Source organism: Hufsiella arboris (genome assembly GCF_009834875.1).
Lineage (GTDB): Bacteria > Bacteroidota > Bacteroidia > Sphingobacteriales > Sphingobacteriaceae > Hufsiella_A > Hufsiella_A arboris.
In genome coordinates this window covers 24334-37506 of record NZ_WVHT01000014.1, presented here as the reverse complement: position 1 = coordinate 37506, position 13173 = coordinate 24334, and the positions used below count along the sequence as shown (strand labels likewise).

Below are 13173 nucleotides of genomic sequence, written 5' to 3'. Positions count from 1 at the left end.
TCTGCATATGCCTTCTGCGGTGATAAATGAAATAGTCTACGATCAGCAAAAAGAGCTGCTTCGCGTTGTTTTTGTCACCGGAATAATTTATGAATACCAGCGGGTGCCTGAGAAAGTTTACAAGGAATTAAAAGCCTCACTTGTAAAAGGCCGTTATCTAAATCACCATGTAAAGGGCAAATATGCTTTTGAGAAGGTTGGATAGCAAATTAATGAAGCAGATAAAAGAAGTTAGTTTTTGCCGGAAATAGATCCGAATAATTACATTCGACCATGAAACGGCTATTACTCCTCTTTTTCCTGTTTGGATGCATCGTAGCAAAGGCACAACAGGATTATGTAACTCAAAAAGATATTCCTTATTACCCGGAGTCGGTGAACAGGGCCGATGCCTATATTTCATCACAATGCAAACTGGATTTTTACTATCCGAAGAACAAAAAGAACTTCGCCACTATCGTTTGGTTTCATGGCGGGGGGATAACCTCCGGTTCAAAGGAACTGCCGAAAGCATTGATGGACAAAGGCTATGCGGTAGTTGGCATAGGTTATCGATTATCGCCTAAAGTGAAAGCTCCGGCATACATTGAAGATGCAGCCGCAGCCGTCGCATGGGTTTTTCAACATATCAGTAGTTATGGAGGCGATCCGAACCTGGTAATTATTTCAGGTCATTCGGCTGGCGGCTACCTGGGAATGATGATCGCCCTTGACAAAAAATACCTCAATAAGTATGGCATAGACGCCAATAACATCGCAGAACTTGTGCCCTTCAGCGGGCAAGCCATCACACATTTTACTATTCGCCAGGAAAGAGGAATGAAAGACACACAACCTGTTATTGACGAGTATGCTCCCTTGTATCATGTGCGGGCCGATGCTCCGCCGATGGTGCTTATAACCGGTGATCGCGAGCTGGAACTTTTAGGCCGCTATGAAGAGAATGCTTATTTGTTGCGAATGATGAAGCTTAGCGGAAATAAAACCACCCGCTTATATGAACTTGATGGTTTTGATCATGGCGGTATGGCCGAACCTGCATTTCCGTTGTTGCTGAAAGAAGTTGCTGCGACAGTAAAGAGAAAACAATAATGCAAAGCTGTTGCATACGGTTAAGTCTAATGTCACTAAGTCAGAAGAATCTTTTTAAATGTCATCTTCGGGCTCTCGAAAGATTACATTTACGGTTATAAGCTAAGCAAACTACGAGTCTTCGAAAATCAGGCACGCCGTGAATAAAAATAATGTCTTTCATAGTTTTCAGATAGATATATGAAATACGGTATGGCTGCATATTGGTTTTTTCGAAAAATAATTAGCTTAACTTTATTAATGATTGTTAAGCTGCATACGAGCTTATACTTCAGCTAATCAAGAACCATGAATTTTAAAAAGCTATTACTTGCCGGCTGCTGCCTTCTGGCGGCCAGTATTTCAAAAGGGCAAACCTCCCAGGCAGATCTGTTCGGCGAACCGTATCGCCCGCAAATTCATTTTTCGCCGAAGCTTCACTGGACGAACGACCCGAATGGCATGGTGTACTATAAGGGTGTTTATCATCTCTTTTTTCAGCACTACCCGGCGGGAACGGTTTGGGGGCCGATGCATTGGGGTCACGCTACGAGTAAGGATCTTGTTCACTGGCAGGAGCAGCCAATTGCGTTATACCCCGACAGCCTGGGTTATATTTTCTCGGGAAGTGCAGTTGCCGACGTAAATAATACCTCAGGATTTGGGAAAGATGGCAAACCGCCGCTGGTGGCAATTTTTACGCATCATGATCCGAAAGGAGAGAAGGAGAAATCCGACAAGTTTCAAAACCAAAGCTTGGCTTATAGTCTGGATGATGGAAAAGCCTGGACAAAATATGAAGGTAATCCGGTGCTGAGAAATCCGGGGATTACCGATTTTCGCGACCCGAAGGTAATGTGGTACGAAGCTGGTAAAAAGTGGATCATGACGCTGGCAACGAAAGATCGGATAACTTTTTATTCATCACCCAATCTTAAAGAATGGAACCTTGAAAGCGAATTTGGAAAGGATCTGGGCGCACATGGCGGCGTTTGGGAATGTCCCGATCTTTTCCCTCTCAGCCTTAACGGAAAACAGTACTGGATTTTGATAGTAAGCATTAATCCCGGCGGACCAAATGGCGGCTCGGCAACGCAATATTTTGTGGGCGACTTTGACGGCAAAAATTTCCGCCCCCGTGATACAACTGTGCGTTGGATAGACTATGGTCCCGACGATTACGCGGGAATAACCTGGTCGAACACCGGAAGCCGCAAAATCTTTTTGGGCTGGATGAGTAACTGGATCTACGCGAACGAAGTTCCTACGGAAAAATGGCGCAACGCCATGACAATACCCCGCGAGCTGAGCCTTAAAAAGGAAGGACAAAATATCCTCGTTGCTTCAACGCCGGTGAAAGAATTAGGCGTTATAACGACCGGGAAATCCGTTTCTCTCTCAAAACTTGATATCGGCAAAGGCGACCTGAGCGATAAAACAGGAAGCCTTCCCGGACAATTTGAACTTAAGATCACTGGTAAGCTTCTTAAAGATTTTTCCTTGGAATTATCGGATGTTAATGGAGAAAAACTTAAAATAGGATTTGACAGCAAAGTAAATGCTTATTATATCGACCGTGTTAACTCGGGCCAAACCGATTTCAATAAAGAATTCGCGGCCAGGCATACCGCTGCGCGGCTTACTGCGGGCAAAGCATTCGATCTGACATTGATAGTCGATAGGGCATCGGTGGAACTATTTGCTGATAACGGTCTGACTGTAATGAGCAGTATTTTCTTTTCTAAGCAGCCGTTTACAAAATTATCCGCGACGGCCGAAGAATCACTTCTTGTAGACGAATTAAGAATTACGCCGCTGAAAAGTATCTGGAAGTGATTTGTTTGGGAGATCAGGTATTACTTAAAAATACCGGCAGAATAAACAAAACAGCACCTATAAAAAACACCAGTGTCAGCAAGTGAACGACCTTTGAATTGACGCGGAGAAAGATGAATTGTTCTATGGTCCGGCCCAGCCAGAAGATTGACATGCCTGACAAAAACGCTTTCCCCAGTTTTGTAGTATAGAGTTCGACAGGGTATAGAATGCAAATGGCAGCTGCGAAAAGAAAGAAATAGATAAGGCGACAATTTAAAATCTGTATAATAGCTCTGTTTGCAGAAGTCAATGACGCAAGATCTTTTTCCCATTTGAACAATTTCCAGAACATTGCATGGAAAATGGCCAATGCAAGGCAATACATTGCACATACAAAAATGATTGTTTTTTCGACAGGCATATACTCAATGTTTGAAACACTAAAATAGGAACATCTGCAAGCTACAGTGATCTATATCCGGAACTCTCATCTTTGAGATTGTCTCGAACTAATAACGGCTATTGAGTTTTTTGCTCGTTGTCCGTATCGCCGTTCTTTTCGGAAACGTCTTTCATCGTTTTAGCCGGCGGCCATTGGTTGTGTTCATTGGTTAACATTTCTTCGACACGTGTTACAAAAACCGATTCTTTATCAACGCCGGTAACACCATACGGGCCAATATTGAAATTATAGTAATGGATTTCAGGCTTAAGCTTTTCGTAGGTAGCGCGTGCGTTAACCCATAGTTCCTGGTAATTGAAGGTTTTTAAGCCGGTTGTCAGAATGGCTACGATCGATGAGATTATCAATACAACAACGTTTAGGTCAACAGCCGAAGTTAAACCTGGCGCGCCGATTTTGCCGACACGCAATGCTGCGAAAACAGGTGTCAGCGCCGATAGGATAATTAATACCCATTGGAACTGCTGATACCGTTTTTGGTTGCGGGCGGAAGCATTTTTGTAATAATCCATTTGCCCTTTATAACGTTCTTCGACATATTTTTCAAAAATTTCTTTTTCCATAAGCTCTTATCAAACCAGCTTTTATTTTAGAATTTCTTTAATCTTTAATACACCAGGCTCGTTTCCTGTAATGATTTCGGCAGCCTGGAGATCTTTAAAATCGTCTAAAAACATTTGCCTGAATTTCCGACCCTCATTTTCCTGGTCCTTAAAATCTGTATAGATTTTTTTTGCGTCTTCAAAACGATCTGTCAGTAAATAGCCAAGAGCAAGATTGGTGTTAATCCAGGTGTTTTCAGGATTAAGGCTTAATCCTGTATTTGCCGATTTTATTGCGCCATCATAGTCATGCGTAAACAACAAGTAAAAAGAAAGTGAGCCATACGACCTGGACAGCGTTCCTTTGATTTCATCGTCGTCGGGAGCCAGTTTGAGATATTCTTTGGTAAGTTCAATGTTTTCGGCTGTTCTCTGAACCCGGCTCCGGTAATAACTCCGAACATCGATTTCGTTTTTTTCGTTGGCAATCAGCTCGGTATTTATCTGGATGATACGCTTTATGTATACCTCGTTAGGATTTTCTTTGTCGAGTTGCAATAACCTTAAATAAAGTTCTCTTGCTTTGCGGTCGTACTCCGTTTTTGCAACACCTTTTCCGTAATAATAATTCGCAGCTGTTTCAAGCAATACTTTGTCTGTTGAAGCTTTCAATGCGTTAAAATCGATCAGATCTCTTGCAAGTTTTTCTTCAAATGAGAGTCTTGTAATAGGCCTGACACTTGCAAATGCATCATTTAAATTGGCGTATCTGGCGTTTATATCCCACAAGTACATATAGCCGCTCTCGTCGGCCGATATGATTTTTTCGGACGTTAAAAATGAAGGAGTAATTAATGGGGAGTAGGCGGCTGTGCCATTGAGCAATCTGATTACAACAGGCTGCGATGTAATGCTATTCGCTCTTTTTAACGGGTCGATTTTGAAAAGTAAATCATTTTTCGCCGTTGTTATTAAATAAGCCTTTCCGCCCGACTGGAGGATTAGTTTTTTCCCATCCTGAGATAGGGCTATGTTTGAAATGCTGGTGAAACCACCATATTCTTTCGGCAGAGGAACATAAAAGCCGCTTACTGAATTTAAAGAATCGGCTCTCAGCAAATTAATACGTGTGCTTTTTGCTGTAACGAGATATTTGCCATCTGTGGTGAAGCATGCCGATGAAAGGGCGTAAAGATTGACGTTGTTCGCAGCCAGCTCCCTTTTTGTTGCGGTGTCCCATATTTTTGAGTAACCGGTATTTATGGCGATCAATCGTTTGCTGTCGCTTGAAAACAGCAGTTTTTTTGCTTGTGTGTAAACGATAGAAGAGGCTAAAGTGGCAGAGTCGGAGATATTGCTTGTTTTACCCGATAATGTATAGAGTTTCAATCCATCGCGATATATCGCAGCCAGCTGACTTCCGTCGGGCGAAAACTTAGCAGACACCGGCACCCTTATTCTGCGGACAATCTGTCCGCCGCCGCTTCCTAACTCTACAACATCTCCGTTTATCGATAGGCCAACGGCCTTATTGTCGTTAACAAATGAAAGCGCTATCCATTCGTTTGCCTCGGATTGTGCACCCATGGCAGGCTCGATTTTCAGGCTGTCTTTGTTTAAAGAACCGGATAGAAAGGACGCTTGTCCCGATGCGATAAATCGGCCGGAATTAGGTGAAATATCAATCGCGTCTATGTCGGCGGGCGACTTGATCTTTTGCTTATAGAAAATGTTTTCCTTAAATATGTTTTCCAGCAGGCCCTGCACCGGCTTACTGCTTTGCTGCATCCATACAGTGTCGGCCAGGCGTAAGCCGACAACCGGATTGGTGGTAACTGTGTCACCAGCTCTTACAGCCATATTAACACCGCTCAACATTCCGGCATCATAGAATTTGCTGAAATTGCTCTTCTTAACTTTTGGTAATTGCTGCTTGAATATGGCGCTGATAAGCCGTTGCTTTTCTACCGAATCCAGATGACGTGACCTGAAAAAGTACTCCCGCTGCAATGCATTGATAGCCAGCTGCATCTCCAGGTTTTTGCTTTGCTTACCTAGTTCTGCTTTTTGTCCTTCCGCAATCAGCCGTAGTGAATCTGCCTGTCTCGCTTTCAGATCAGAGATTTTTTGAAGTGCTGCAATCTGGTTTTTTTGAGTGTTGGCAATTCTCGCCTGGTTAAGAGCATCTTGCTGTGAGGTAACAGCTTTCTGCCTGGCATCTTTTTCCTGGCTTGCGCTTTTATTGGCTCTTGCTGCTTCGGTGGTTGCCTTGTTCGTTTGCACAATTGCCCAGGCAAGCGCTATTACGGAAATGATTGTAGCAACAGTAAGGATGGAGATTACTTTCTTGCGGTTCTTTTCCTTTTCCGCGCGTTGTATTTCCTGCTCAATCCTGTTTTTTTCCTGCTCTTCCGCCTGGTTATTTAAGGTTATAGACTCTTCAAGAAACTTCATGTTTTTTGAAAAAATCTCCTTGTGCTGTTCGTCGGAAGCGTCGGTGCCAAGGTCAGTATGATACCTGGACGCCCAGGCCCAGTTCATCGGGTGCTGCGATTCCATTGATTCCAATTCACGCAGTAAAATTCCTTTTACGGGCTCATCCTTGTAGTTTTCGTATAAAAGTCTTTTTTCGTTTAGACGCGTATATAACTTACCGTATTTTAATTCCTCCCTGATCCACTCGTCCAGCTCATCCCAGTTTCTCATCAGGCTTTCGTGAGAAATATCAATGATTACATTTGGGCTTAAAGGTGTCGTATCAGGCGGCATGATGAAAGATGTGTCTTCGCCCCTGAAGTTGTTTATCACTTCATTTACCTCATCGGGTGTTGCATGAACGAGCGTGGCCAGCTCATAGATATTGCTAAGCTGTAAAGGTCTTCGGCCGCCTTTCTGTCCGGTGCTTAAATCAGTAAGCGCCTGGAAAATGATTTTAGCAATTTCCTGCTTTTTGGAAAGCTCATCTCCCGAAGTTCGGTCTGTCAGCTGATTGAATTTATCTCTTGCATGATTAGCGAGCGCCTCTTCCATACCCCCGGTGCTCTTATAATCCTCATAGCAAATTTCAGCTTCGGAACTGTTTTTTTCGGCTTGCTGATAAGTGCGCATCAGCGCATGCTGAAGTATTGGCAGCTGATCGTGGTTTTCTTTCAGCGTACTTTCGTCAATTTTATTGATAAGCAGTTCCACGAGGCCCGGCGCTATACTTTTTCCGGTAAGTTTTATCGGCCCTTCGATCACTTCTTTTATCTGCGACCGGTCGAGTTTCGGCACAAGATACTGCCCGCTATTTATTGCTTCGGGCAGGCTTTGGAAACTTACACAGTCGCCCAGGAATTCCGACCTCATCGTAGTAATAATATATACTGCTCCCGCCGGATGTAAAGCAGCTTTTAGCAGCAGGTTAACGAAATGGCTCTCAATATTGTCCTGTGCCAGGTCGCTTCGTGAAAAGCGGAAAAGTTCTTCAAACTGGTCGATGATGACCAGGAGGTTTCTTTTGTTTTCGTCGGGATTTTCATGGTTGAGCAGGTTATTTACGTCGAGTAAGCCGTAGATAGAGCTGCTTAAAAGTGGATAGATCTCATTGTATGCATGCAATATCCTGCTTTGTTCCCTGGAACGCTCCTTTACGCTTGCAAGCGCTATCGCCAGGTTGCCGAGCGGATTTTTGCCGGGCCGGCAGATTGCGATGTTCCAGTTATTTCCGGCTTCGTGCAGGTAACCGCCGAACAGCTGTGGAATTAGTCCCGCCCTTATTAAAGATGATTTACCCGTTCCGGAACTGCCGATAACCGCCAGGAATTTATTCTTTTTAAGCCGCTGAATTAGTTCTTCGGCTTGCCCGCCGCGACCTTTAAACAATTGGAACTCGGACGTTTTGTAAGGTCGTAATCCAGGAAAAGGCCTTCGCCGGATCTCATCGCGATCCAGCAAGCGGATCTTATTTCCGTCCTCCTGGAGGTCAAGATAGAACTCATCCAGCTGGAAAGTTATTTCTGCTTCATCTACCTGCTTACCGGCAACTGTTGGTTCTATAGTACTGGCCATTTTGTTATATTAAAGACCGTTTAAGAATGGTTCCAGCTTCTCGCTTAATTCACCGTGTCCCTTGATGATGAAATTATATGCCCAAACGCTAACATCGCGGTCAAGCTTCAGGTCGATATCCGGGTTGTCGATACAAACCGCTTTGGTATGTGTAAAGCCGGCATCATTGAGTATCGATTGCCGCATAACAAACCATTCGGGATTGGAAAGCCCGTAAAAAATGCAGGCTCCATCGCATTTTTCAAGGTCCTGTTTGTCTTTCTCCAGGGGTGAACTCGGCAGATTTTGAATGAGGAAGTTTCCTTTCTTTTCTATCTCCTTTTTTAATTTGATACGCAGGTCGTTGTTATGATCCTTGTCGAAATCATAGAACATGTACACCTTTTTCGTCGCAGAAAATACAGGTTTCATGTTCTCTATCTTCGCTTCCTTTTCTTTGTCGGTATCCTCGATCATGATAAATATCTGGTCGAAGTTGCTGCCCATAATGGCAGGGTTCATAAGCAAGCTTTCATTAAGGCCTGAAATTATCTGCGAGTTTGGAAGCCATAATATGTTTTTATAATACGTTGCACTGCCCTGGTAATTTTTTGCCGTGAGGTACTGGAATTGGTCGAAGCCTTCATCCAGCTCATCGGCGGTCATCAGGATGTGGATGGCACAGAAAGAATTTTTGATCAGCGATGTAATAAACTCCTGCTTTTCAGGTTCATCCATCGTGTCGAGCTTTTTAATATCTTCCACGCCCGGAACGATCTCGTAAGGCCATTCTTCCCATTGTTTTTTTCCGAGCACAGAAAATAAAAAGTCCTTTCGCTTTGCTTTGCCTTCCGGAGAATCGGGAATTGATAAAAATATCTGCTTGTTCTTCCGCAAGGTATCGATCTGCTTTGCAACGCCGCTTTGTGTATCGTTACTGTTAATAGAGTCGGATATATTTTTATCCGTCAATAATTCATTTGCCAGCTCATTAATCTTTTTATGGATCAGTACATATTCATTGTCGGCATCATTTCCGAGCGTTGCTAAAAACTGTTTGTTAGCCGGCAAACCCTGTAAGCCTTTGATTTCTTTATAATTGTCAAGTACGCAGTTACGGGTAAATATCGGGATCACCCGGCAGGTCTTTTTTGTATGCTTGTCGAGAGCCATTTTCAACTCAACCGTATTGATATACTTGGAATTGAGGAAATCCTGGCTAATGAGGAAAAGTATGATATGTGATTTCTCGATTTGCTCTTTGATACTTTGATCCCAGGCCGAGCCGGGCAAAATCCCACCATCATCCCAGATATTTATGTTCGGGCTGTTGTCCTTATTGATGAATTTTTTTAACTGTTTTAAATACGATTCATCCTCATGCGCATACGAAATGAAAAGATTAATTTGGTTAGTCATAATCTTAAACTATAAGTAAGAAAGGAATCGGATTTTCTAAAAAGGGCGGGCTGCTTGACTAGAGAATACTATGAAACCGATATAATAAATTTATTACTTTTTATTCGTTATATGCAAGGAATTGCGTATAAATAGCTACAAATAGCGATTTTCTTAGAGCCGGAATCATAGAGGGCCCGAACCCGTCATTATTTAAGGCCGATAGGCAGCGAACTAACCGAAGTCCACCCACCATCCACAATTAAACTTTGCCCGGTAATTTGCCTGGCTTCGTCCGACACGAGGAATAACGCGGCGTTTACAATATCAGCAACGGAGGCTGGTCGCCCCATCGGTGTAATTTCTGACCAAACGCGTTCATAACCTGCTTCGCCTGTCGTTCGTTCTGTCAATGTGGCTCCCGGTGCAACGGTGTTAACTGTTATTCTGTACTGAGACAACTCGATAACCAGGTTTTTCGCCAGCATCTCCAATGCCGCTTTCGTCATGGCATATGCGGCGAGATTTTTAAGTGCCTGATGGCCTACTACAGAAGACGTAAAAAGTATAGCCCCGCCGCCGCCCTGCAGTTTCATTTGCTTTGCAGCTGCCTGTGCTAAAAAGAATGAACCTCCCAGATTAACGTCCATAACTTTTGAAAACGATTCCTTGCTGTAACTGAAAAAATCTCCGTAAAGGGTAATGCCTGCATTCGCAATAACTACGTCAAGGCGGCCATACAATTCAATTGCAGTGGCGACCATCTTCTCTATAAAAACTAAATCGCTTGAATCGCCGGCCATCGCAATGCAGTGATTTTCGGAACCTTGATTTATTAAAGCTTCCGCTTTTTCAGCCAGATCTGCGTCGAGGTCATTTAGTATGACTCTTGCGCCTTTTTCTGAAAGCGCCTGGCATATCCCGAATCCGATTCCCTGGCCTGCGCCTGTAACGATTACTACCTTATTATTAAAATTCATCCTGAATATACTAGTGCGAATCCCTTAAAACTTTACTGCCAGAATTTCCCTTTAAGAAATCGAGATCTGCTCCCAGGTGGGCCTGCTCAACATGAGTTTGATATAAATGGGCATATCCTCTTAATGCAATTGCAGCATCATCTGCCCGATTTAATTTCCTGGAAGCAATTTCCTCATCGCTGAGCCTTACATTCAGCAACCTGTTTCGGTAATCAAGTTCGATAATGTCGCCATCTTGTACGATTGCCAATGTGCCACCCACTGCCGCTTCCGGCGAAATATGCAAAACAACTGTTCCAAAACCGGTACCGCTCATCCGGCCATCGGAAATACGCACCATATCTGTGATTCCTTTGTCAAGTAATTTTTTTGGTATAAGCATATTGCCAACCTCCGGCATTCCCGGATAACCTTTTGGGCCGACATTTTTCAAAACAAGCACAGAGTTTTCGTCGACATCCAGCTGCGGGTCATTAATTCGTTTGTTGAAGTCTTCAATGTTTTCAAAAACAACCGCTTTACCAATGTGCTGCAATAAATGGACGCTCGCTGCCGATGGCTTCATGACAGCCCCGTTTTTACATAAGTTCCCTTTCAAAACGGTAATGCCGGCTACCTGGTTAAAAGGCTTATCGAGTGTTGTGATAATATCCCGATTGTAGCACTCGCTGTTCTCATAGTTCTGTGCCATAGGTTTTCCAGACACAGTAATAATACCGCTGTTTAATTTTTCATGAAGTTCTTTCATCAAAGCAGGCAGTCCGCCGGCATAGAAGAAATCTTCCATAAAGTATTTTCCCGATGGCTGTAAATTGGCCAGCAACGGAATCTGGTTTCCTGTGGTGTCAAAATCATCGATTGTTAAATCAACGCCAATGCGTGCGGCAATTGCCAGCAAATGAATAATGAAATTCGTTGAACCGCCTATCGCCGCGTTAACCGTTATGGCATTTTCAAAAGCTTTCCTGGTCAGGATATCAGATAGCTTAAGGTCTTCTCTTATCATTTCTACAATACGGTTTCCCGATAAATGAGCCAATACTTTCCGCCTGGAATCCGGTGCAGGTATCGCCGCGTTTTGTGGCAGGGATAAACCGAGCGATTCCACCATACAGGCCATAGACGATGCTGTTCCCATTACCGCGCAATGTCCCTGGCTTCGCGCCAGGCAAGCTTCGGCGGTGTACATATCCTCATCATTCATTTGTCCGGTTTGATAGTCGGCGAAGAAACGCCAGATATCCGACGTGCCGATGTCCTTGCCACGAAACTTGCCCGTAAGCATGGATCCGCCCGAAACCACTATTGTGGGAATGTCGACGCTGCATGCGCCCATTATCAGCGCGGGAGTCGTTTTGTCGCAGCCGCAAAGCAGAACAATGCCGTCAAGCGGGTTAGCGCGGATGGATTCTTCAACATCCATGCTAACCAGGTTTCTGAAGAGCATAGCTGTGGGTTTCATCAGGGTTTCGCCGAGCGACATAACAGGAAATTCTACGGGAAAACCCCCTGCTTCAAATATGCCATTCTTAACGGACTGAGCTAATTCTTTAAAGTGAGCATTACAGGGCGTTAACTCGCTCCATGTATTACAAATTCCTATAATGGGTTTGCTTTTGAACTCGTGCTCAGGTATTCCCTGGTTTTTCATCCAGGCCCGGTAAATAAATCCGTCTTTCCCGGTTCTGGCAAACCATTCTTCACTTCGTAATTTTCTTTCGGACATGGTTAACGTTGGCTTCAGGTATTATGGTTATCGTTGCGAATTAAATATACGATGAGACGAACAATTTGAATATTATATTTTTACACCATGATAAAATTTGCTTACACAATCCTGTACGTTCAGGACGTAGAACGAAGCGTTGAATTCTATGAAAAAGCTTTTGGGTTTGCACGGAAATTTGTGACACCGGGAAACGACTACGGGGAACTTATGGCCGGAGAAACAACACTTTCTTTTGCTTCAACCGTATTGGCGAAATCTAATCTGACAGATGGATTCATCGAAAGCAGTCTGACAAATAAGCCATTTGGAATTGAAATCGGTTTTACGACGGATAATGTAGAAGCGACCATAAAAGCTGCGGTCGATGCGGGTGCAACAATAGTTGAAGATCCGAAAACCAAACCCTGGGGGCAAACAGTTGCCTATATCAGAGACCCGGACGGCTTTTTAATTGAGATCTGTACGCCGATGGGCTAATACGAGCCCTGCAGTACTTCGGCATATCCTGAAAATATATCGAAGTGCTGGCTATCAGGGAACCATCACAATTTTTCCTGAACCGGCGTTACTCTCCACGCAATCATACGACTGTCAGTGTCAATATCGAAGAAATTCTTAAATTGAAATTGAGAATGACTAGAAATAAATTTATTGCAAACCGACTAAGAGAAGTCTTACTAAACGGGCGGTGGATTGCTAATACAAACTACAAGGAACAATTACTAAATGTAACCTGGGAACAGGCCATCCAAAAGATTGGTAGTTTAAATACAATTGCGGCTTTGACCTATCATATCAACTACTATTTGGCAGGCCTTTTAAATGTGTTTAACCGCGGAATACTTGAGATCAGGGACCAATATAGCTTTGACCTTCCGGCTATTAAATCTGAAGAAGACTGGAAAGAATTAGTAAACGAGTTTTTAACTAATTCAGAAAAATTTGCCAGTCAAATAGAAGAAATGCCCGATAGCAAGTTAGACGAAATATTCATAGATGAAAAATACGGCACATATTTACGGAATATAGAAGGAGTTGTTGAGCACAGCTACTATCATTTAGGACAAATCTCCTTAATCAGAAAAATGATTTTAGAAGTGGAGTCAAAGACCGGCTTAAGTTAAAGGAGGCCTTGCCTTTAGA

Annotated in this window: 11 protein-coding genes; 5 read left to right on the top strand and 6 right to left on the bottom strand. The window is 43.5% G+C overall.

Annotated elements, in window-relative coordinates; genetic code table 11:
• Positions 1 to 7: 7 nt before the first annotated feature.
• The 3 genes from GS399_RS19550 (at position 8) to GS399_RS19540 (ending at position 2907) form a co-directional block, all read left to right on the top strand.
• On the top strand, positions 8 to 205 hold the full coding sequence (locus GS399_RS19550) for a KTSC domain-containing protein (RefSeq protein ID WP_160846347.1): 198 nt from the start codon (positions 8 to 10) through the stop codon (positions 203 to 205).
• Between the two features lie 68 nt (positions 206 to 273).
• Positions 274 to 1092 carry an alpha/beta hydrolase gene (locus tag GS399_RS19545; protein WP_160846346.1) on the top strand — a complete coding sequence of 273 codons (819 nt, stop codon included), beginning with the start codon at positions 274 to 276 and terminating at the stop codon, positions 1090 to 1092.
• A 288-nt stretch (positions 1093 to 1380) separates the two neighbouring features.
• The gene (locus tag GS399_RS19540; RefSeq protein ID WP_160846345.1) at positions 1381 to 2907 is read left to right on the top strand and encodes a glycoside hydrolase family 32 protein; all 1527 of its coding nucleotides are present in this window, start codon (positions 1381 to 1383) and stop codon (positions 2905 to 2907) included.
• A 13-nt stretch (positions 2908 to 2920) separates the two neighbouring features.
• On the opposite strand, the gene GS399_RS19535 is transcribed toward GS399_RS19540, so the two are convergent.
• From GS399_RS19535 to GS399_RS19510, 6 genes are all read right to left on the bottom strand, one after another.
• Positions 2921 to 3310 carry a hypothetical protein gene (locus GS399_RS19535; protein WP_160846344.1) on the bottom strand — a complete coding sequence of 130 codons (390 nt, stop codon included), beginning with the start codon at positions 3308 to 3310 and terminating at the stop codon, positions 2921 to 2923.
• Between the two features lie 98 nt (positions 3311 to 3408).
• Complete coding sequence (locus GS399_RS19530; protein WP_160846343.1) at positions 3409 to 3915, bottom strand: DUF4231 domain-containing protein; 507 nt, start codon at positions 3913 to 3915, stop codon at positions 3409 to 3411.
• Between the two features lie 21 nt (positions 3916 to 3936).
• Positions 3937 to 7944: an nSTAND1 domain-containing NTPase gene (locus GS399_RS19525; RefSeq protein ID WP_160846342.1), complete on the bottom strand. Its 4008-nt coding sequence runs from the start codon at positions 7942 to 7944 to the stop codon at positions 3937 to 3939.
• A gap of 9 nt (positions 7945 to 7953) precedes the next feature.
• Complete coding sequence (locus GS399_RS19520) at positions 7954 to 9342, bottom strand: toll/interleukin-1 receptor domain-containing protein (protein ID WP_160846341.1); 1389 nt, start codon at positions 9340 to 9342, stop codon at positions 7954 to 7956.
• A 188-nt stretch (positions 9343 to 9530) separates the two neighbouring features.
• On the bottom strand, positions 9531 to 10301 hold the full coding sequence (locus GS399_RS19515) for an SDR family NAD(P)-dependent oxidoreductase (RefSeq protein ID WP_160846340.1): 771 nt from the start codon (positions 10299 to 10301) through the stop codon (positions 9531 to 9533).
• 10 nt (positions 10302 to 10311) lie between these two features.
• The gene (locus GS399_RS19510; RefSeq protein ID WP_160846339.1) at positions 10312 to 12027 is read right to left on the bottom strand and encodes an IlvD/Edd family dehydratase; all 1716 of its coding nucleotides are present in this window, start codon (positions 12025 to 12027) and stop codon (positions 10312 to 10314) included.
• Positions 12028 to 12114: 87 nt separating this feature from the next.
• Here GS399_RS19510 and GS399_RS19505 point away from each other — a divergent pair, with 87 nt between their 5' ends.
• Entirely contained in the window at positions 12115 to 12507 is a 393-nt protein-coding gene (locus tag GS399_RS19505) for a VOC family protein (protein ID WP_160846338.1), read from the top strand.
• 155 nt (positions 12508 to 12662) lie between these two features.
• Entirely contained in the window at positions 12663 to 13154 is a 492-nt protein-coding gene (locus tag GS399_RS19500; RefSeq protein WP_160846337.1) for a DinB family protein, read from the top strand.
• Positions 13155 to 13173 lie beyond the last annotated feature (19 nt).